Source organism: Ohtaekwangia sp. (assembly GCF_036568665.1).
Taxonomy (GTDB): Bacteria; Bacteroidota; Bacteroidia; order Cytophagales; family Cyclobacteriaceae; genus Ohtaekwangia.
Genome location: NZ_DATCSD010000314.1, coordinates 1 through 21,904 on the forward strand (window position 1 = coordinate 1; position 21,904 = coordinate 21,904).

At 42.2% G+C, this 21,904-nt stretch carries 20 protein-coding genes and 1 pseudogene; 18 read left to right on the top strand and 3 right to left on the bottom strand.

The window, feature by feature from the left end:
* The first annotated feature begins 82 nt into the window (after positions 1–82).
* The 6 genes from VIN08_RS17365 (at position 83) to gldN (ending at position 6,680) form a co-directional block, all read left to right on the top strand.
* The gene (locus tag VIN08_RS17365) at positions 83–859 is read left to right on the top strand and encodes a uroporphyrinogen-III synthase (RefSeq protein WP_331967585.1); all 777 of its coding nucleotides are present in this window, start codon (positions 83–85) and stop codon (positions 857–859) included.
* 219 nt (positions 860–1,078) lie between these two features.
* Positions 1,079–2,029: a PorP/SprF family type IX secretion system membrane protein gene (locus VIN08_RS17370; protein WP_331967587.1), complete on the top strand. Its 951-nt coding sequence runs from the start codon at positions 1,079–1,081 to the stop codon at positions 2,027–2,029.
* A gap of 128 nt (positions 2,030–2,157) precedes the next feature.
* Positions 2,158–3,249, top strand: coding sequence for an SUMF1/EgtB/PvdO family nonheme iron enzyme (locus VIN08_RS17375; protein ID WP_331967589.1), 1,092 nt, complete (start codon positions 2,158–2,160; stop codon positions 3,247–3,249).
* Positions 3,250–3,306: 57 nt separating this feature from the next.
* Positions 3,307–4,125, top strand: a complete 819-nt coding sequence (gldL, locus tag VIN08_RS17380; protein ID WP_331967590.1) for a gliding motility protein GldL — start codon at positions 3,307–3,309, stop codon at positions 4,123–4,125.
* A gap of 44 nt (positions 4,126–4,169) precedes the next feature.
* Positions 4,170–5,756 (top strand): gliding motility protein GldM, encoded by a 1,587-nt coding sequence (gene gldM, locus VIN08_RS17385; protein WP_331967592.1) that lies wholly within the window; start codon positions 4,170–4,172, stop codon positions 5,754–5,756.
* 9 nt (positions 5,757–5,765) lie between these two features.
* Positions 5,766–6,680: a gliding motility protein GldN gene (gene gldN, locus VIN08_RS17390; protein ID WP_331967593.1), complete on the top strand. Its 915-nt coding sequence runs from the start codon at positions 5,766–5,768 to the stop codon at positions 6,678–6,680.
* A gap of 72 nt (positions 6,681–6,752) precedes the next feature.
* Here gldN and uvrC read toward each other — a convergent pair whose 3' ends face one another.
* Genes uvrC through VIN08_RS17405 form a run of 3 tightly spaced genes read right to left on the bottom strand, consistent with a single transcriptional unit; the run spans position 6,753 to position 13,422 of the window.
* Complete coding sequence (gene uvrC / locus VIN08_RS17395; RefSeq protein ID WP_331967595.1) at positions 6,753–8,525, bottom strand: excinuclease ABC subunit UvrC; 1,773 nt, start codon at positions 8,523–8,525, stop codon at positions 6,753–6,755.
* Between the two features lie 9 nt (positions 8,526–8,534).
* Positions 8,535–10,868 carry a transglycosylase domain-containing protein gene (locus VIN08_RS17400; RefSeq protein ID WP_331967596.1) on the bottom strand — a complete coding sequence of 778 codons (2,334 nt, stop codon included), beginning with the start codon at positions 10,866–10,868 and terminating at the stop codon, positions 8,535–8,537.
* Positions 10,819–13,422 carry a tetratricopeptide repeat protein gene (locus VIN08_RS17405; protein WP_331967597.1) on the bottom strand — a complete coding sequence of 868 codons (2,604 nt, stop codon included), beginning with the start codon at positions 13,420–13,422 and terminating at the stop codon, positions 10,819–10,821. Before VIN08_RS17405 ends, VIN08_RS17400 begins: the two co-directional genes overlap by 50 nt.
* A gap of 108 nt (positions 13,423–13,530) precedes the next feature.
* On the opposite strand from VIN08_RS17405, the gene VIN08_RS17410 reads away from it, so the two are divergent.
* The 12 genes and pseudogenes from VIN08_RS17410 to VIN08_RS17465 form a co-directional block, all read left to right on the top strand.
* Entirely contained in the window at positions 13,531–14,391 is an 861-nt protein-coding gene (locus tag VIN08_RS17410) for a M23 family metallopeptidase (protein WP_331967599.1), read from the top strand.
* An 11-nt stretch (positions 14,392–14,402) separates the two neighbouring features.
* Positions 14,403–14,837: a polymer-forming cytoskeletal protein gene (locus tag VIN08_RS17415; RefSeq protein WP_331967600.1), complete on the top strand. Its 435-nt coding sequence runs from the start codon at positions 14,403–14,405 to the stop codon at positions 14,835–14,837.
* Positions 14,791–15,024 carry an AtpZ/AtpI family protein gene (locus VIN08_RS17420; RefSeq protein ID WP_414693294.1) on the top strand — a complete coding sequence of 78 codons (234 nt, stop codon included), beginning with the start codon at positions 14,791–14,793 and terminating at the stop codon, positions 15,022–15,024. The genes VIN08_RS17415 and VIN08_RS17420 overlap by 47 nt, the downstream gene beginning before the upstream one ends.
* Positions 15,025–15,032: 8 nt before the next feature.
* A complete protein-coding gene (locus tag VIN08_RS17425; protein ID WP_331967601.1) occupies positions 15,033–15,257 on the top strand; it encodes an NAD(P)-dependent oxidoreductase in 225 nt (74 codons plus the stop codon).
* A gap of 456 nt (positions 15,258–15,713) precedes the next feature.
* Entirely contained in the window at positions 15,714–16,763 is a 1,050-nt protein-coding gene (gene atpB / locus VIN08_RS17430; RefSeq protein ID WP_331967603.1) for a F0F1 ATP synthase subunit A, read from the top strand.
* Between the two features lie 67 nt (positions 16,764–16,830).
* The gene (atpE, locus tag VIN08_RS17435; protein WP_079687920.1) at positions 16,831–17,076 is read left to right on the top strand and encodes an ATP synthase F0 subunit C; all 246 of its coding nucleotides are present in this window, start codon (positions 16,831–16,833) and stop codon (positions 17,074–17,076) included.
* An 80-nt stretch (positions 17,077–17,156) separates the two neighbouring features.
* Entirely contained in the window at positions 17,157–17,651 is a 495-nt protein-coding gene (locus VIN08_RS17440; RefSeq protein ID WP_331967606.1) for a F0F1 ATP synthase subunit B, read from the top strand.
* A gap of 4 nt (positions 17,652–17,655) precedes the next feature.
* On the top strand, positions 17,656–18,216 hold the full coding sequence (gene atpH, locus VIN08_RS17445; protein WP_331967607.1) for an ATP synthase F1 subunit delta: 561 nt from the start codon (positions 17,656–17,658) through the stop codon (positions 18,214–18,216).
* Between the two features lie 52 nt (positions 18,217–18,268).
* Positions 18,269–19,849: a F0F1 ATP synthase subunit alpha gene (atpA, locus tag VIN08_RS17450; RefSeq protein WP_331967608.1), complete on the top strand. Its 1,581-nt coding sequence runs from the start codon at positions 18,269–18,271 to the stop codon at positions 19,847–19,849.
* 62 nt (positions 19,850–19,911) lie between these two features.
* Positions 19,912–20,799 (top strand): ATP synthase F1 subunit gamma, encoded by an 888-nt coding sequence (gene atpG, locus VIN08_RS17455; RefSeq protein ID WP_331967610.1) that lies wholly within the window; start codon positions 19,912–19,914, stop codon positions 20,797–20,799.
* Positions 20,800–21,003: 204 nt separating this feature from the next.
* Positions 21,004–21,693, top strand: coding sequence for a hypothetical protein (locus tag VIN08_RS17460; protein WP_331967611.1), 690 nt, complete (start codon positions 21,004–21,006; stop codon positions 21,691–21,693).
* A pseudogene (locus VIN08_RS17465) lies at positions 21,690–21,904 on the top strand (class I SAM-dependent methyltransferase); the annotation flags it as partial. The gene VIN08_RS17460 and the pseudogene VIN08_RS17465, both read left to right, overlap by 4 nt.

Below are 21,904 nucleotides of genomic sequence, written 5' to 3' on the forward strand. Positions count from 1 at the left end.
ACATTTGTGCCACAGAATTGATACCCTTTCTGATTACACTTAAGGTATTGTACAATTAGCCTGAATTCGTCTACGTGTTGATATGAGTGAAATTGCTACTGACAGAATGCGCAAAGTGAAAAGCATTCTGGTAACCCAAGAGGCTCCGACAGATGCTAACTCTCCATATTTAAAGCTTGCTGAAAAGTACAATCTGAAAATAGACTTTCGTCCATTCATTCAGGTTGAACCCGTGCCAGTAAAGGAGTTTCGAAAGCAGAAGATTGATATCCTCAATCATACAGCCATCATTTTCACCAGTCGTAATGCGGTCGATCATTTCTTCCACATCTGCCAGGAGTTGAAAATTGAAATGCCTCCGGAGATGAAGTACTTCTGTATTTCAGAACAGACTTCCAATTATCTTCAGAAATATATAGTGATCCGTAAGCGTAAAATCTTTACCGGTTTGAAAACGGCACAAGATTTACTCGAGATCCTGAAGAAACATAAAAACGAAAAGTATCTCTTTCCCTGTTCAGATATTCGTAAGAATGACATTCCGGATTTTCTGAGAGATGGAGGGTATAACTATACCGAAGCTATTATCTATCACACAGTTGCCGCTAATCTTTCAGATCTGAAGGAAGTGTTTTATGATATACTGGCTTTCTTTAGTCCATCGGGTATTAACTCGTTGTTTGTTAACTTCCCCGAGTTTAAACAAAATAATACCCGCATCGCTGCGTTTGGTCCTACAACAGCCAAAGCTGTTCGCGATGCCGGCCTACTCCTCGATATCGAGGCACCTCTTCCGAACGCACCTTCTATGACCGGGGCTCTAGAGCTCTATATTAAGAAGGCCAACGGCATAAAGTAGAGAATTTAATTTTCAGTGTTTTGAATAAAGTTAGTGCTCACACGTTCAGTCGTTTATATCTACGAATGATGAGAAGTGGTATCTTTTTTACCACGGTTTTGAACAAATAACTGCTTCATTCATTGAATATTATAAAGTCACATTTTTTATTACACTTTAATTACATTTGTTGATAGTGTCGTAAAAAAGCATTTACTTTAAATCTACTTTTTAACCTCAATGCTGAAAAAGACTTTTTATACCCTCCTGTTGGCACTGACTGGATCAGGTGTTTTTGCTCAGCAAGATCCCTTGTTCACCCAGTACATGTTCAATAACCTGTACATGACGCCTGCCTATGCAGGTGTAGATGGAGTAACGCGATTAACAGCTATTCACAGAAGTCAATGGCTCGGATATCAATCCAGCTTTGGCGATGGTGGCGCACCTACAACTCAAATGGTGAGCTTCAATACTCCGATATACCGACTTCGAAGTGGTTTCGGTGCGTATGTATTAAACGATAAGCTTGGTCCTCAAAACAATCTTGAAGCTCAGGCAATGTATGCATATCACCTTGGTATAAAAGAATCAAAATTAAGTATCGGTATAAAGGCAGGATTATATTCTCAATCAGTGAACGGTAAATATTATCGGTATATAGACGATGGAGATAATCTTATTGTAGAAGGTAAAGAATCGCAGGTACGTCCTGACCTTGGTCTTGGTCTTTTCTATCGTGCTGAGAAATATTATTTAGGTGTTGGCTTCAATCACTTGTTGCGTTCTCAGTTCGATTTTGGAATGGATAGCGTAAGAGGAGCGTTGGAGAATCACATCAACTTTACCGGAGGATACTTCTATGAAGTTAGCTTTGATTTACGTGTACAGTTCAGTGTCGCCGTTCGAACGGATTTAAATAAGACTCAACTGGATTTTGCCGGCATTGCCTATTTGAAAGATACGATGTGGGGTGGATTAGCGTTTAGACAAGGCGAAGCAGGAAGCTTGTTGTTGGGATATGCTTTATTGAAAGACAAGTCGCTCAAGTTGGGTACAGGTGTTGACTTTATCATTAAGGACCGCGAAGCCAAGGATAATTTTTCGCTCGAAGTAATGCTTAGCTATGATTTGCCAGTGAATCCGGGCAGCGGTAAAAAAGTCGTTCGAACCCCTAGGTACAGACACTAAGCGACATTTGATTTTGGTATTTTTAAGAATTTATGGAATTTGTATTTACTTTCTTCAAAAAATAAAGCGAATAAAAATTAACTTTCGTCCCTCAAAATTTTTTAGCGTAGACAAACTGAGATAGCAGTATGAATAAATCGGTTCTTTCAAAAGTAGTGTTAGTGCTTTCAGGCGCAGTAGCCAGTGCATGCGGCTTGCTGGGTCTTGGAGGTGGTAAAGGTGGCGGTAACGACCAGGGTGAACTCGTAGGAGTTCCAGGCCGCGAAGGTTGGGTAATGACTATTCCTTACGGAATGGTTCCAATACCTGCGGGTACTTTCCACATGGGTCAGGCAGATGAAGATCCAGCATCTACACAAATCAACTTCAACAAGCAGGTTACGATCGGATCATTCTTTATGGATGACACCGAGATAACCAACAACGAGTATCGTCAATTCACGAACTTCTTCCTTGTTGATAATGGAACAATTGAAGGCTTCGAAACGGTAGATGCAGAAACATTCCGCCAAAAATATTATCCTGATACTACTGCGTGGGTTCGCGATTTCTCGCACCACATGGGAGATCCTATTCAGGATTACTATTACTGGCACCCAGGATACGATGATTATCCGGTAGTTGGTGTAAACTGGGATGCAGCTGTGTTCTTCGGAAAATGGAGAACTGCTTATCTGAATGACTACAGAAAAAGTGTAGGCGATTTCCAAATGCCAGCTTTCCGTCTGCCTTCAGAAGCAGAGTGGGAGTATGCAGCACGCGGTGGTCGTGATATGGCTAAATATCCTTGGGGTAACCCATACATCCGTAACTCTAAGGGATGTATGTTGGCAAACTTCAAACCTGGCCGCGGTAACTTCTATGATGACGGATTTGCTTATACATCTCCTGTACAGGCTTACTTCCCGAACGACTACGGCTTGTATGATATGGCAGGTAACGTAAGCGAGTGGTGTCTTGATGACTTCAACCCTGCATCTGTTCCTACTGTTTGGGATTTGAACCCTCAGTATATCGACCCTAGAACTAATCCGGAAGGATCACAGTATAACCCAAAAGTTCCTCCTAAAAAAGTTGTGCGCGGAGGTTCATGGAAGGACGTTGCCTATTATCTTGAAACAGGTACTCGTACCTATGAATTTAAGGATTCCACCAGAGCGTATATTGGATTTAGATGTGCTATGACTCACCTTGGTCGCTCGTCAGGACAGGAATTTTAATAATTGAAAACTCTATCTATCTTTATCAAAAGGCAAAAAACTTAAACCATTACTAAAATGAGCAAGAAAAAAGGCGGATTTACCGAACTTCTCTACAAGACCATAATGCCGAAAGTTTATGGTATTGGTGCGGCAGTCGTTATTATCGGTGCGTTGTTTAAAATCCTTCACTTAACTGGTGCAGATGAGATGTTGATGATCGGTCTGACAACAGAAGCAGTCATCTTCTTCTTAAGTGCCTTTGAACCGCCTCATCAAGAACCAGATTGGTCAAAAGTATATCCTGAACTTTCTGAAGACTATGAAGCTCCGGCAACGCCAACCAGAGTATCAAATAAACCAGCAGCATCTTTGACTCAACAACTGGATGCTTCTTTGGAAAAAGCTAAAATCGGACCTGAACTGTTGGATAGCCTCGGCAAAGGACTTAATAACCTTGCTGAATCTGCTAAGAAAATGTCTAACCTTTCTGATGCAGCAGTTGCAACTAACGACTATGCTAACAACGTGAAGAAAGCTTCAGGTCAATTACTGGAGATGAACAAATCATACGATGTTGCTATAAAGGCAGTATCGAGTATGTCTGAAGCATCGAAAGATGCAGGTGAATACCACTCACAAGTACAGAAAGTAACAAAGAACCTGGCTGCGTTGAATTCAGTGTATGAAATGGAACTGAAAGACGCTGATAGCCATGTTAAGAATATGAACAAGTTCTATGAAAGCCTGACAGGTGCTATGAACGGCCTTTCAAAAGTTGGTGATAACACTGCGAAATTCACAACTGAACTTGGTAAGCTTACCGATAACCTGACTGCTCTCAACAATGTATACGGAAGTATGCTCACTGCTATGAGAGGTAGCGGACAGAAATAATAATGTTTGAAGGTTTCTATCGTTAAAATTTAAAACAACCAACAATGGCAGGTGGAAAGGAAACCCCCAGGCAGAAGATGATTGGTATGATGTACCTGGTACTTACTGCGCTTCTGGCGCTTCAGGTAAGTAACGCAGTACTTGAAAAATTCGCCATCATCAACGGTACCCTGGAAGGACTTATTAAAGAAAGTTCTGCAAAGAACGAAGCTCAGCTTGGGCAAATAGTAGCAGACGGATCAAAGAGTAACAAACCGGAAATCGTTGCTGCTGTTGATAACGCAAAGAAGGTACGTCAGGCAGCTGCTGACATGGTGAAATATGTAGACGGTGTTAAGAAGAAAATGATGGACGAAGCTGGAGCAACCGCTATTGATGAGGCATTCATCAATGACCACAGCTCTAAGGTAGCCACCATGATGATTGACAAGTCTACAGGTGTAGGTACTGACTTTCAGAAAAAACTGAATGAGTATACTAAGAAACTCGAAGAGTTAAGCGGAAGAAAATTCGTAACGCTTGCAAAAGCTCCAAAAGATATGGATGCTTTCAAGAACGATGAAAAGCATGCGAATAAAGACTTCTTGACATTTACATTCGAGAATACTCCTCCTGTAGCAGCTTATGCATCTGTAACACAGATTCAGACAGAGATCCTTGCTAACGAAGCGCTTGCGCTGGATGAGTTGGCAAAGAAAGCTGGAGCGGCTGTTGTGAAGTTCGATAAGATCGTTCCGATGGTTCGCCCGGTATCAACAGTAGTCGCAGCGGGTGCTAAATATCAGGCAGATATGTTTATTACAGCTTCGTCTTCTGCAATTACACCTGAGATGTATTACAATGGTAATAAGCTCAGTGTAGTGGATGAAGGGGGCGTGAAAATGGGTAAGGTTGAGTTCGTAGCCAGAGCTACTAGCTTCGATAAAGACGGATACTCAAAGCAATCTTTCAAGGCACGTATCATGATAGACGGCCAGCCTTATGAGAAAGACATGGAATATCTGGTTGCTCAACCTGTAATCCGTGTAACAACGGGTAATGCGCCTACACTATATATGAACTGTGGTAACACGGTAAATATTGAAGTGCCGGCTCTGGGCACTAATTACAATCCTTCATTCTCTGCAGGTGGTGCAGCTGAGATTGTAAAAGGTGATAAGCCTGGTCGTGTAACGATCATACCGAAGCAACGTAAGATCACGGTTGCTGTTAGCAACGGTGGTGCTCCGATCGGTAACCAACAATTTGATGTGAAGAATGTTCCAGAACCAAAGTATATAGCTTATATCGGAAATACTCCGGTGGATCTTAGAAATGGTATACGCGCCAATCAACTTGGTAACCTGCGTATCGTGGCTGAACCAGAAGCTAACTTTAAAGAAGAAGTACCTAAGGATGCGCGCTATAGAATTAAACGTGCTGAACTTATCCTTGGTCGTGGAACGGCAGGTGTTCAGCGTTTAAATGCAACAAACGAAAACCCTGACCTGCGTTCTTGGATCAGCCAGGCTCGTCCGGGTGATCGTGTAGTTATCGATATCAAGGATGTAGTACGCAGAACTTATAAGGAAGAAGAAGAAAAAGTTACTCCTAAAGGTTCAAGCGGTATCATCATGATTCCTGTGAATTAAAAAATTGTTATGAAGAAGATAGTATTTTTTGCAGCGATTTCGGCAGTCTGTTTTGTGGCGAAAGCACAAGAGGTTCAGGACTTGGAGGTTCAGTATAACCCCAATTCCATAAACCCCATTCCTTTGTATGAACAACACTACAAAGTGCGCGTATGGAGGAACATTGATCTGAAAGAAAAACAGAACAAAGGTTTCTTTGCAAAGAATGGCGAGCTGAGCCGGTTGATCTCCGAAGCAGTGAAGTCAGGCGAATTGACTGACGTTTATGCTTCAGATTCACTGACTACTAAAATTTCAAAAGAAGATTTCTTGGGAAGATTAGTAGCTGAGCAAGCTCAATCTTTTGATGCATGGGAGCCAGGTCGTGACTGGTATACCGATGATATGTGTAGTCACAAAGGAAAGAATTACAGAGCTCTTCGTGACAATAAAGGTGTCGAGCCGGGTTCTGAGAATTCAGATGAAGACTGGGCTGTAACATCACAAGGTAGTGGTATTGAATACCAGGTTGCTGACATGAGCAACATTCACATGGTAGAAGATATTATCTTCGACAGAAGAAGATCCAGATTATACTATGATATCCAGGCGATGGAGATCATAATACCAGGAGCAAAGACAAATACAGGTATAGATGTTTCTTTAGGATGGTTCAAGTATAAAGATCTTGAGAAGCTTTTCAGAAACAACATACCAAAAGCTGTGTGGTTTAATTGGCAGAACACTGCTCAGAACAAGAACTTTGCAGATGCATTCCTGTTAAGATTGTTCCATGGTTCTATCTATAAAGTACAGAACCCTGATGACGAGACCATCGATGATACTTATCGTGCGAATGGCAGACCATACCGCGAAGGTGTTTGGGCTCGTGAATGGACAGAGATGATGCTCATGGAAAAAGAGCATAACCTGTGGGAGTTTTAATTTTTGCTTTTTGATATTTGAAAAGGGAGGTGAAAGCCTCCTTTTTCTTTTTCAGGAGTTTTGATCAGATGCTCATCGCTTGATCAATTCAGCTTTTTTCATGCCCGTGATCTTAGCGATCTCTTCGATTGGAGCTTCTTTGATTTTTTTTACTGACTTGAAATGCTGAAGAAGTTTTTCGGTAGTCTTTTTACCGATGCCCTCCAATCCCTCGAGTTCGGAGACAAGTTGCTTTTTACTTCTCTTCTGGCGATGGAATGTGATTGCAAAACGGTGAGCCTCATCACGTATCTGCTGAAGTAACAAAAGCCCCTGCGACTTCTTGTTTATATGTAGTGGTAATGGATCTTCAGGATAGTATATTTCTTCAAGCTTCTTGGCTATACCTGCTATAGGTACTTGTCCGTAAACACCTAACTCTTTCAAGGCTTCACAAGCACTGCTTAGTTGTCCTTTGCCTCCATCAACCATTATAAGATCGGGCAACTGCAAACCTTCCTCGAGTATGCGTTTATACCTGCGGCCTACAATTTCTTTCATCGAGGCAAAATCGTTTGGGCCTTCTACAGTCTTAATGTTAAAGTGCCTGTATCCTTTCTTATCCGCTTTACCATCAACAAAACGAACCATGGATGCTACAGGTGTGGTGCCCTGAAAGTTTGAGTTATCGAAGCATTCGATGATGGAAGGAAGTGTTGGAAGTTTCATATCATTTTGTAATGTGATAAGCACTTCCTTTTGTCTGGATTTCTTTCCTTCACGCAGTATCTCTTTTTCCTTCCGGAGCTCTAATGCGTTTTTCAGTGATAAGGCAATGAGTTTTTTCTTGTCACCAATTTTCGGAATTACATTTTCAATTCCGTCTTCCAACACAATGATTGGGATATTGCTAAGTATAGTTTTGTTTGGACTATGCGTTTGTTCACGAAGTTCGACAGCAGCAATGCTGAGTAATTCATCATCTGGTTCATCAAGCTTCTTTTTAAGCTCTACTGTTTTAGAGAAAATGATAGACCCTTCTTTGATCTGTAGATAATTGACGTAAGCATACGCTTCTATACTGGCGATGGTGAACACATCTATATCCGTAAGGTCACGGTTAACAACGAGCGATTTTATCTGGAAGCGCTCTAACGTATCAAGCTTCTCTTTGAACGTCTGCGCGCGCTCGAACTCCATCGCTGCAGCGGCTTGCTTCATGGCATCAGTAAAGTATTGATATACGATACTAATGTTGCCCTTTAATATATTTCTGGCCTGCTCAATTTCATCCAGGTACGCTCGTTCAGCCTGGAAACCTTCGCAAGGCCCCTTACAATTACCAATGTGATACTCAAGGCACACTTTGAATTTTTTCTGCTCAACATTTGCCTCACTCAAGAGAAGATTGCAGGTCCGTATAGTATATAATTTCCTCACCAATTCAAGAACATTTTTCATTGCCACCACGCTTGAGTAGGGGCCAAAGTATTCGCCTTGCTGTGGTATATATTTACGAGTATAGATTATGCGAGGGAAACGCTCCTTCAGTATACATATATAGGGGAATGTTTTATCATCCTTTAGCAGAATGTTATACTTGGGCTGATTCTGCTTGATAAAATTATTCTCCAGCAATAGTGCATCGAACTCCGTGTTGGATACGGTGTAATCAATCCGCCTGATCTCAGATACTAACTTTAGTGTTTTGCGATTAACACCTGTACTTTTGGAAAAGTAACTGCTTACTCTTTTCTTAATGCTCTTGGCTTTACCAACGTAGATGAGTTCTTCATCAGCATTATAGAAACGGTAAACGCCAGGAGATTCTGGCAGTAGACTTACCGTTTCTTTTAATTGATCCATAGATGTGAATTAGTAACGAGGCCTGTCCCAGGCATCTTCATCTGTTACCTCAACGGTAGAATCTGCTGAGAGTTTTACATGTTGACTACAATCCAATGTCATATCCAAACCAGTAGCCGGTCGTCTGAAGTAACCCTTGCCATAGCCTATATTTTTATCGCGGTATACTCTTGTCATGAAACCGTCCCATATAGGCCTTGCACTTTTTGATCCCTGACCAAAATCCCAGGAAGGAAAATGTATACTACGTTCATCGCCACCAACCCAAACTCCTGTAACAAGGTTGTGCGTAATGCCCATGAACCATCCGTCAGAAGCTTTATTGGTTGTTCCTGTTTTACCACCAATCTCATTATCTACTTTCAGATCGTAGCTCAATCCTCGCGATGTACCAAGCTCGTCAGTAACACCGCCTTCGAGCATATAGATCATTTTATAGGCAGTGCGCTCATCCATCGCCTGCCGTGTTTTCGGAACAAAGTTGGCAATTACATTTCCATTCTTGTCTTCGATGCGGGTTATATAGTAGGGTTCTATATATATACCCAGATTAACAAAGCTGCAGTATGCTGCCACCATTTCATATAGCGACACATCGCTTGTACCTAAGCACAATGAAGGCACAGCTTCCAACGGACTGGTTATACCAAGACGTTTTGCAAAATCAACTACGTTCTCCGGCTTTACGCGATCGATCATTTGTGCTGTTATAGAATTGATCGAACGGGCCATTGCCTGACGAATAGTCATCTCATCTCCATTACCATAACCGCCATCTGAATTTTTTGGACGCCATGTACCTCCAGGTACCTTAATAGTGGGAGATATATCCAATAATTTTAAGCAGGGTGAATATCCGGCTTCAATGGCAGTTCCATAAACAAAAGGTTTGAATGTAGAACCGGGCTGACGTGTTCCCTGGCGAACGTGGTCGTACTTGAAGTACTTATGATTGATACCACCTACCCATGCTTTGATAGCACCCGTCTTCGGATCCATTGACATCAAACCTGTTTGAAGAAAATGATTATAATAGCTTAGCGAGTCCATCGAACTGAATAATGTATCACGCTCACCTTTCCAGGTAAAGATGGTCATCGGGCGTTTTGCATTCAGCAGTATATCTACAGAGTCAGAGTCTGCACCGTAACGTTCTACCAGACTTCTGTAAGTACCCGTACGTTTGATTTTCTTTTGCAGGAAGTTTTTGATTTCACCTCCGGTTTCATCATCCACCCATGGATTACGATTACGCTGTTTCCACTCCCTGTCAAATTGCTTTTGAAGTTTTGACATGTGTGCGATCATGGCTTCTTCAGCATAGCGTTGCATTTTGCTATCGACAGTCGTATATATTTTAAGACCGGATTCCCACAAATCATAGCCGTGCTCTTTACACCATCCGATCAACTCATTACGAAGAACATTGCGGAAGTAAGTGGCTATACCTTGATTCTGATTTTGAACGGCAAACTTCAAATCAATCGGAAGAACTTTCAAAGAATCAAATTCAGTCTTCGTAATGAAGCCATGATCGTATAGTTTATACAAGACCTGGTTTCTTTTCCTCAAGGCATTCTCAGGGAAGCGTTGCGGATTATAGAGCGAAGGATTTTGACACATGCCAACAATTACAGCAGCTTCCTGAATGTTGAGACTATCCGGCTGTTTATCGAAGTAGGTTTCGCACGCAACCTTTATACCGTATGCGTTACTGCTGAATTCGATCGTATTGAGATACATGGTAATGATCTCTTCCTTGGTATAATTCTTTTCGAGTTGGTGAGATATAGCCCACTCTTTTGTTTTCTGGATGATTCTTCGCGGATATTTTCCAAGTCTTGCCAGTGGGCCATCAAGTTCCAGAGTATATAGATTCTTGGCGAGCTGTTGTGTAATAGTACTTCCTCCTCCCTGACTTCTGAAAGTTACCAACCCCCAGAGTACACGCGGATAAGCCCAGAAGTCGAGACCGGAATGTTCGTAGAAACGATGATCTTCTGAAAGTATAAGCGTTTGTACAAGCAGGGGAGAGAGTTGATCGTACGTTACCTGGCTTCGGTTAAAGCGAAAGTAACGTCCGAGAGAAACACCATCGGCAGAAATCAATTCGGATGATAGATCGTTCTCTGGATTTTCAATTGCTTTCAGACTGGGCATGCCGCCAAACAATCCGAACAGATCATTGCTAACGGACCAAACATAGAGCGGAAATCCCAGCACAATGCATAGGAACAGAATCCATATACCCTTAACAACTTTTCTGAACCACGGCTTTTGTGTCAGAAGAAGATTATTGATTCCCTGCAGGATAGTTTTTTTCGAAGAATTGGATGTACTCATCAAGACCTTTTGTTCGGTAAAAGATATCGAAATTGTCTTTCGTAATTACAAAGGTATTGAATTTATGGTTCTTCAGTTCGGTGAGTGTAGGGAGCTTCTCGTTAAATGTTTGAATGTATTCAAGCGCTGAGCTTACACGAATAAGTCCGTCAACCAGCGTGAGAGTATATTCATCGTTCAATACCAGGTTGCTGGTCTTTAACCGGAGATCGCGGAAGTACGTATCATTGAATTTTTCAAGTACGGCAGAGGCAAACATTTTTTCTTCCTTCTTATATACCATCACAAAGTAGTGCGGCTCTTCAAACGAACGTATATACTGAATGCCTTTGCTTTTCTCCTGTGTTAATTGAAAGTCCTGTGAGGTCTTCAATAATTTTTTGGCATAATCAACCAGGTTGCTTTCCGGATATTTTTTGGTGAAATCGTCCAGCGCAAATTGATATTGGTTGATGTCTTCCGTTTCTCCGAGGATCAGTATCCGCAGCATAGCAAGGTTTGGAACAAAAGATGTTTGTCCAAGAGCAAGCGCTTCGTCAATCACATTGTTAGCAGCACGATATTCTTTATTCTGAAAATGTTCATAAGCAGTTTTATAGAGTACCTTTTGCTTTTCAACAGCCAGGCTAGACTCCTGCAGGTAATTTGGATTCACCAGAATCTTAGCAAATTGAGACTCCGGATATTTTTGTTTTAGTTTAGAAGCGTATGTCTCCGCTTTCGATGGATTAGCGTCTTTAAAGATCAGATATAGTTTGTACAGAACCTCTGGCTCGTATTCCGTTTCAGGGAAACGTTTCAATAGTGTAGTATAAGAACTAACAGCGTTGTCGTTTTCAAGAAGTTTGAAATAGTATATATCGCCTAAGCTGAAGTAGGCATCTTCAATTTTTTTATAGGCTTCCTTCTTTTGTTCTTCTGTTCGGGGAATTTGTTTATTTACCCGATCGTATTCTGCAGCAACCGGATCGGGTGGTGCCTTTGCTTCGTCCTGCTTATTGGCAACTTGATCTTCCGGTAAATTTGTTGGTCGTGCAGTATTGGCATTCGATCGCTGCGATCTTCGCCAGTTATCCTCCAAAGGTAAATCTCCCCAGATGCGCTTAAACTCAGATTGCCCTAATGACATAGCCGATGGGTTGCCGAAATACCAGTCTGCGTTTTCTTCTTGCGTTGTGCCCGATGCGTTCTGCTCGTCTTCACCAGTATCAAAAATTCCGTTATTGGTATTTTCGTCAATCTCAATTCGGTTGGATTTCTTTTTCTTCTTGCCAGCCTTTTTCTCATCGGCAGCTTTCTTTGCTTGTACAGCAGAGTCAATACGTGAGCGCAGCTGAACTGAATCAAGCGAAGCCATCGCCAGTAAACTGTCTTGCCATTTTATAGTGTTGATGTGCTTTACAAATTCGTTGAGTATTTCCTGGCGTGCTTTGATGCGTGCATATCCTTCGTAATCTTTCGGCAATGCTCCTATAGCACTGTCGTAGTATGCCTGCGATAGTTCGTACTTGTGAAGCGTGTCATAGTATATTTCCCCCAGGCGTAAATAGGCCTCCCCATCAATACGTCTGTTGTTACCTTCGCGAACGGAGCGGTTAAGATTGGTGATTGCTTCATTCAGATTTTTCTGCTTCAATTCAAACACACCCATCTCATAGTATATCTTGTCCTTGAAGTCTTTATTCTTGCCATCCTTCAGCAACTTTTTAAACGATTTTCTGGCAGCATTAACATCGCGGCTCCGTGATATTTCTGTTACCTGCGCCATATATAGTCGCGCATAAAAATCAACTTCATATTCCGGATTTGTGGCAATACATTTTTTATAGAAGTTATAGGCCTCCGCTTCGAAGCCAAGCTTCTGGTATACCTGCCCTATAATAAAATATATTCTTCCCGGTCTGTCTCTCTTCTTCAGCATAGGAACAGCCAGTGTAAGGCTACGCACCATGTTATCGTAATCCGTTTGCTCCTGGTAGAAGTATGCTTTTTCGAGGAGAAGACTTTTCAGATTGGCTTTGCTCAAGTCTTCTTTCTGAACATAATCAATCGCTGCCTGTGCATTGTTAAATTCTTTATGCTCTACAAATGTGCGGATGAGATGAATGAGTGCGCGATGACGTGCATCTTTATCTTTCGTGAGCTTCGGATTGTTTACATACTTGAATGTCTCAATCGCATTTCCCCAGTCCATACTATATAGCCGGGCACGACCCACCAGAATATAATTGTCATCCACCCATTTGCTCCGGGGATGCCGTTGTATGGCGATCGAAGCCATCTTGATTGCTTCCTGTATTTCTTTGTCGTAGCTCTTGGCGAAAGCAGAATCCAGTGCAGGATAAAGCCGGAGGATACGATTGTAGTCATCTTTGAGATTTGACCAGATGGTTTTATCCACCTTGGTTAATTCTTCGCGCGCATAGAAGTACCCGTTGTAGTGCGCAGTTGTATTATGATAAGCTTTGCTTGTCCATGTATTCCTTTCGGATGAACAACCCTTTAACAGGACAAGTACAAAGAGAACGATGAGGTATCGGATGAGGATCTTCAATCAACTGCTATTTGTGATGGTAAAACGCAAAAATCTGACATTCCATATTTTAATGGACTGGAATATCTAATTTTGTGCAAAAAAGCGAAAATCAATTTCATCTGCTGAATGAAACCAAAGAAAACATTATCGAACTGGCTTACTACCCGTTACCAACTGATCATCCGTAACGAAGAAAACTTCGCGGAAAAAACCAGCTTGGGTTTTACCTATTCGAAAGTAATTCTTTTTTCAGTGATTTTATTCACCGGATTGTTTGTGATGAGTTTGTTCATGGCGAAAACCATTCTCGCCAAGTGGTTCGATCCAAAACATGAGCAGATGGTATTGAACCAGCAGCTTCTTGACTTGGGTAATAAGGTAGATTCACTGGCGATAGAGATTGAACAGAAAGAACAGTTCATCGCTAATTTTCAACGCGTGCTTAGTGGAGATACCAGCAATGTAAACGATCCGGCAAAGATAAAAGGAGATGATCAGGTGTTAACCAAACCCGCCAACCTGAACGCTACTGCTTCTGATTCATCGTTTAGAAAAGAGTTTGAGAAATCCGATCTGTCACTGATCACGTTAGCCAATGTAAAGTATCGCGATCTGCAGGAAACATTTTTCTATTCACCGATCAGTGGTTTTGTATCGGATCCATATAACGTGGCGAAAGGACACATGGGAGTAGATGTAGTAGCGAAGGCAAATGAACCCGTGAAATGTATTGCCGATGGAACAGTGGTGTTCTCTTCCTGGACACAAGATTCCGGTTATGTAATTATGATACAGCACAGGGGTAACCTGATTTCCGCTTATAAACACAATGCACAATTGATGAAAAAAGTTGGTACTTTTGTAAATGGTGGAGAGATTATCTCCATAGTTGGCAATAGTGGTGAACTCACCAATGGGCCACACCTGCATTTTGAACTGTGGTACAATGGCAATTCACTGAACCCTGAAGAATTTGTAACTTTTTAAACCAGAACGTCATGCTAACTTCAAAAGAACAAAAACGCGCAGCCGATGAAATCAGCAACTCGAGCAATACCATTGGCAAAGGCACTTACCTGGAAGGCAACATTGAAACATACGGTAACATTCGCATTGAAGGTAAAGTAACTGGTAACATTAAATCGAAATCGAAGGTTGCCCTCGGACCTCAATCACATGTACAAGGAAATATCATAGCACAAAACGCTGATATTGAAGGTGAAGTAAAAGGGAAGATCGAGATATCCGAGTTGCTTGTATTAAAAGCTACAGCCGTTATTAATGGAGATATAATAACCGGTAAGATGGTAGTAGAACCAGGAGCAATCTTCAATGGCTCATGCAAAATGGGAGCTGTGGTAAAAGACATTAAAATTGGTGCTGATAATGGACTCACCAGAGCCATCCCACAACCCGAAGTCAAAACAATCTAACAACTATCTGAAATATAGCAGCTTGGCCATCCAACTATTGGTGGCCATTGGCTTTTTTGGATGGCTGGGGTATATATTGGATCAATACCTTCAACTCAAGTTTCCTGCATTTATGTTGCTGTTCGGGTTCCTCGCTTTTGGAGGCATGATGTATCAGGTATATAGATCGATACAAAAAGAATCGTAACAAAGCAGATGGATTTCGAGAAAGAAAAATCTTTACTTATTGAAGAGTTGAAGTTGATCGATGATCCATTGCTTTTGCGAGCCATCCAAAATCTGATAGCCGAGGCCAGGCGAAAATATAGCGATGATCTGTTCCAGGCTGACATGGAAATGGATGACCCGGATCTGAACGAAGCACTGGCAGAGATTAAGCGCAGCCGCATAATCAATTCATCAACTGACGATAACGAATAAAAACACTTGATCCGGTTCCTTATTACTCTTGTTGTTTGTGCGTGTGTCATTGCCGGATGCTCGTTTTTATTGGCCCAGATTCAACCCTCCTTTTTTTATCAGACACTGATTTTCCTGGTGTTTAGTACAGCCGTTATTTATCAATACCTATATAAGATTGACAAACCCGATTTCTTTGTACAACTATATCTGCTGACCATGGCCGTAAAGCTTCTGGCTTATGGAGTGTATAATGTTTTTGTAATCCTGGAAGACAAACCTGGAGCCGTTGCGAATGTGGTTTTTTTTATGATCGTCTATTTCATTTTTACGGCGTTGGAGATCGCCTTTCTGTATCGCAAAATCACACGCTGACAGTGCATTGGCTATGGCCAAATATTTTCCAAAACATTTTTTTGTGGCGGTATAATTAATACCTTTGCGGTCGGATTTAAAAAGCCTCCGAAATAAGCCAAAATGAGCGTTTCCTCCAGCATTTTAAGACGAATTTCTATACTCGGTTTGTTGTGTGTTCTTGTTTTTTCTGCTGCTACAGCGCAGGAAGAACCAATGCCTGAGTTCAACAATCATGAGACCACCGATGAGAAAGAATTTGATGCCGGTGCAGTGATCCTTCACCACGTGATGGACGACCACATCTGGCACTTGTCTGATGGTCATTACGGCACAATCTATCTGCCTGTAATTGCTTACACAAGCGAAGGTCTCAAAGTATTCTCGTCACATCATTTCTATAATGAACATCATGAGGCTGTGTTAGAGCACGAAGGTCTTAAGCTTGAACACAATCACATCATAGAAATAAGTACAGGTAAAGCAGTGCTGGATCTTTCTATTACCAAGAATGTAGCGATGCTTTTCATCAATGCAATTCTTCTGATAGTTGTATTTACAGCGGTAGCAAAAGGATATAAGAAGAATAAAGGTAAAGCCCCCAGTGGTATACAATCATTCTTTGAGCCTATAATTCTCTTCGTACGCGATGAAGTAGTGAAGCCAAACATTGGTCATCACTATGAAAAATTCTTCCCGTACATGCTCACGCTTTTCTTCTTCATCCTGTTCGGAAACCTATTAGGTCTTCTGCCAGGTGCAGGTAACCTCACAGGTAATATAGCGGTGACGCTTTCACTGGCGTTGTTAACATTCATCATTACCAATGTAAATGGTAATAAAGCTTATTGGTCCCACATCTTCTGGACTCCCGGAGTACCCCTACCGTTGCGTCTGGTAATTCTTCCGGTAGAAATTATAGGTGTATTTACCAAGCCTATCTCCCTGACGATACGTCTTTTTGTGGCGATCACGGCTGGTCATATTGTGTTGTTGAGCTTGATCTGTTTGACCTTTATTTTCGGAAGCATCTGGGTAGGTTTCGGATCATCGATCATTGTATTGTTTATCAGTTTGATTGAGTTGTTGGTTGCCGGTATACAGGCCTATGTATTTACGTTGTTCACATCGTTATACATCGGTATGGCTATAGCAGATCACGATCATCATTAATAGATATAAAGATTTCCCTGCCAATGAAGTTGGTGGGGTTTTGTTTCACACTTAAATATTTAACACTATGTTATTAGCACTTTTATTGGACATCAGCTATGCAATCATGGGCGCTGGTATCGGTGCAGGTCTGGCAGCAATTGGCGCTGGAATTGGTATCGGTAAAATCGGTGGCTCTGCTATGGAAGGTATGGCACGTCAGCCTGAAGCTTCTGGCAAGATCCAAGGTGCGATGTTGATCATTGCCGCTCTTATCGAGGTGGCTGCTCTCTTCGCGCTTGTAATTTGCTTGTTGATTTCGTTCAAGGGCTAAAAAGCTTTAGAAACCTGTCTTAGGCAATTGGCCGGGCAGGTTTCTTACTTATGTAACTACACCAGACTTTAAATAAAGATATGGAACTTCTTACCCCCGGCACGGGACTTATCATTTGGCAGTTAATTGTTTTTGTAGGTCTGTTCTTCCTCTTAAGCAAACTCGCTTGGAAACCCATCATCAACTCCCTGAAAGAGCGTGAAACATCTATTCAGGATGCGTTGTCAACAGCAGAGAAAGCTCGCCTGGAAATGGCTCAGCTTAAATCTGACAATGAAAAACTTTTGAAAGAAGCCCGTGAAGAGCGCGATAAGATTCTGCGTGAAGCACGTGAAGCTTCTAACAAATTGAAAGATGATGCACAGCTTGATGCTAAGAAGGCTGCCGATAAAATTATTGAAGAAGCACGTGCTGCTATTAACATCGAGAAACAAGCTGCCCTGAAAGAAGTAAGAACGCAGGTAGCGTTGTTCTCATTGGAAGTAGCGGAGAAGTTGATGAAGAAAAATCTGGCTGACGACAAGTCTCAGAAGGAGCTTGTTGAAAGCTATGTTAAAGATATTAAAGTAAACTAAGGCCATGGCGGATTCACGGGCAGCATCGCGATACGTAAAGTCCCTCCTCGGCCTGGCTGTGGAGCAAAACGCATTGGACCAGGTTCATGCTGATATGCAGTTGTTCGATAAGACTGTTGAAGGCAGTCGTGATTTTGAGCTCCTGTTAAAAAATCCTATTATCAAACACGATAAGAAGAGAGATATACTGGAAAGTCTTTTCAAAGGAAAAGTACATCCGTTAACCATGTCCATCTTCGATATCATTACCAGGAAGAATCGCGAGCCACTTCTTCCGGCTATAGCAAAAGAATTTCATAACGCATACAACGAATATAAAGGTATACGCAAGGCTACAATTACTACAGCCGTACCGTTGGATGCAAAACTGAAAGCAGAGTTTGAACAGATCGTGAAAGACCTGAGCAAACAAAAGCAAGTAGAGTTGCTGGAGAAAATAGACAAAGACATGATCGGTGGATTTGTGTTACAGGTTGGCGATAAGCAGATAGACACATCGATCAAGAACAAGCTGAAAGCATTGAAAGTAAAATTCAGCGAGAATCCATACGTGAAAGAATTTTGACGTACCCCCTGAAAGAAATAAAATTAATAACGACTTAACGACTAACGATATCATGGCAGAGATCAGACCAGAAGAAGTATCAGCGATTTTACGCGAACAACTTTCTCAGTCCCGTACGGAAGCTCAACTCGAAGAAGTTGGAACCGTACTCACCGTAGGTGACGGTGTGGCTCGTATTTATGGACTTACTCAGGCACAAGCCGGTGAATTGCTCGAGTTCGAAACAGGACTCAAGGCGCTGGTGTTGAACCTTGAAGAAGATAACGTAGGTGCCGTATTGTTGGGAGAATCAAAGGGTATCCGCGAAGGCGATACAGTAAAACGTACTGGTAAGATCGCTTCTGTAAAAGTGGGCGATGGCATGCTTGGGCGTGTAGTCGATACGTTGGGTGCTCCTGTGGATGGAAGAGGCCCGCTGAAAGGCGACCTGTATGAAATGCCATTGGAACGCAAAGCTCCTGGTGTAATTTACCGCCAGCCGGTAAACGAGCCATTGCAAACAGGTATTAAAGCGATCGATGCGATGATTCCTATCGGTCGTGGTCAGCGTGAGTTGATTATCGGTGACCGTCAGACAGGTAAAACTGCCGTGGCACTGGATACCATCATCAACCAAAAAGAATTTTACGAGAAAGGCCAGCCAGTATATTGTATATATGTAGCGATCGGTCAGAAAGCTTCAACGGTAGCAGGTGTTGCTGCTGCGTTGGAGAAAGCTGGTGCACTTCCTTACACGGTTATTGTATCAGCGTCTGCTTCAGATCCTGCTCCGATGCAATTCTTTGCTCCGTTTACAGGTGCTGCTATAGGTGAGTTCTTCCGTGATACCGGCCGCCCTGCATTGGTGGTATACGATGACTTGTCTAAGCAAGCTGTCGCTTACCGTGAAGTGTCTCTGCTCCTCAGAAGACCTCCTGGACGTGAAGCATATCCTGGTGATGTGTTCTACCTGCACTCTCGTTTGTTAGAGCGTGCTGCGAAAGTTATCAACAACGATGCGATCGCGAAGAACATGAACGACCTTCCTGCATCGATCAAGCACCTTGTTAAAGGTGGTGGTTCATTAACAGCTCTTCCTATCATTGAAACTCAAGCTGGTGACGTATCAGCCTATATTCCGACAAACGTGATCTCCATCACGGACGGACAGATATTCCTGGAAACAAACTTGTTCAACTCAGGTATCCGTCCGGCTATCAACGTGGGTATATCTGTATCGCGCGTGGGTGGTTCTGCTCAGATCAAGTCGATGAAGAAAGTTGCCGGTACATTGAAATTGGATCAGGCACAATTCCGCGAGCTTGAAGCTTTCGCAAAATTCGGTTCTGATCTGGATGCCGCTACAAAACTTACTATCGAACGTGGTAGAAGAAACACAGAGATATTGAAGCAAGATCAGTATGCTCCGGTTCCCGTAGAAGAACAAGTAGCGATCATCACCGCTTCAACACGTGGTTTCATGGATAAAGTGCCTGTAAATAAAGTGAAACAGTTCGAAAGAGATTTCACTGAATTACTGCGCGCTAATTACCGTGGTGTATTGGATAACCTCCGTGCCGGTAAATTTGAAGATGCCGATGTTGATACTATCAAGAAAGTAGCAACAGACCTGGCAAGCAAATACGCAGCATAGTAAAGGAGTTGATAGCGTTAACATCAACACGTCAACACTTAACCACATACGCACTATAAAGTATGCCGAGCTTAAAAGAAGTAAAGAATAGAATTACCTCCGTAATGTCTACGCAGCAGATAACCAAAGCCATGAAAATGGTGGCGGCTGCTAAACTGCGTAAGTCACAGGACAGAATTGTGCAGATGCGTCCTTTCGCACTCAAGCTTGCTCATATTCTGAAAAACCTTTCGGCTGCGCAAAGCGGTGCCGATAGCGACAACTGGTATAGCACTGTGCGTGAAGAGAAGAAGATACTGATCCTGGCGATCAGCTCAGATCGTGGTCTTTGCGGCTCATTTAATAGCAATGTTTTCAAAGGAGTACTTCGACTCATTGAAGAGAAATATAGTGCACAGTACGCCAAGGGTAATGTGACTATATTAACGATAGGACGCAAGGCTACTGATTTCTTCGGCAAGCGTAAGTACAATGTTAATACGGATTTCGCTTTTATCTACAACCAGCTTACGTTCGAGAATGTATCCAATACAATGGAGTTTGTGATGACTGCCTTTAAAGAAGGTAAGTACGACAAAGTTGAATTGGTATATAACGAATTTAAGAACGTAGCAACACAGATTCTGCGCGCAGAACAATTGCTGCCGGTGCCTGCACCTGCGGTGGAGAGCAACACGGGTAATCAGACTGACTATATATACCAGCCTGACCAGGAAGAGATCATTACAGGTCTTATTCCAAAGTCATTAAAGGTACAATTGTTCAAAGCGTTGTTGGATTCACAAGCCGCTGAGAACGGTGCCCGTATGACTGCGATGGATAAAGCAACTGAGAACGCTGGTGAATTGTTGAAGCAACTCCGCTTAACATACAACAGAACGCGCCAGGCAGCAATCACTAAAGAGATCCTCGAGATCGTAGGTGGTGCCGAAGCGTTGAAGTCTGCATAAAATATTTACTCTTAAATATGAAAGTCCTCTGAGAAACCGGAGGACTTTTTTTATTTAGTGCTTGTTCTGGTACGTGAACTCATGCATCAACTGGTCCGATTATATAGATTGCTAAATCTGCTGAGCATAGATGTTGCAGCAGGATCAGTGTGTTCGGCTCTTTTCTTTGCCAGTATTTTACAAGTACACATTTTGCCATTCGGGATGATCGCCCTTGGCCTTTCGGTATGGATTATTTACACGGCCGATCATTTACTGGATGGACAAAAGATTAAAGCGCCCGCTGCTACGGAGCGGCATCGGCTCCATCAAAAGCATTTCAAAACACTTGCTGTATTAATGGTAATCGCGATGGTGGTAAATGGAGTTATCATCTTATTTATACGCCATGCTGTGTTGGTTGCAGGCCTGTATGTAGGAGCAACAGTAGGTATATATTTCCTGATCAATCGCTATCTGAAATTTCTGAAGGAGGTCTTTATCGCGATCGTTTATACCATTGGTGTGCTGCTGCCTTCGGTGTCAGTAACAGCACTGCCGGAAACGCAGTGGCCGTGGATTGTTATCTTTCAGTTTTTTTTCACAGCACTGATCAATCTTATCCTCTTCTCATGGTTTGATTACGAACGCGACTTGCATGATGGTAATATTTCTTTTGTTACAGTGCTGAGTGAAAAGACAAGCCGCATTTTTATCTGGATTCTTTTTGGATTAGTTATACTGCTATCGTTCATCTCTTTTTCAAGTGCAACGATTGTTGTTTTGTTGATGAACGCATTGTTGCTGATTATTTTTGTTCTGCCTCGTTACTTCGCTGTAGCAGATCGATTCAGATTGGTAGGTGATTTTGTATTTCTGATTCCGCTGCTCCACTTACTATTTCAGATACGATGAGCTTTGATAGTATAGCTCCGGTATATGATATGCTTTCGCGGATTGTGTTTGGCAGAAGTATGGTAAAGTCGCAACGTCATTTCCTGAAATATATACCTGCTGAGGCAAGCGTATTAATACTGGGTGGTGGAACCGGTTGGATTATACAAGAACTGTTTGCTGTGAATAATACATGTACCATTGTATACGTAGAGGCATCGCAGAAAATGAT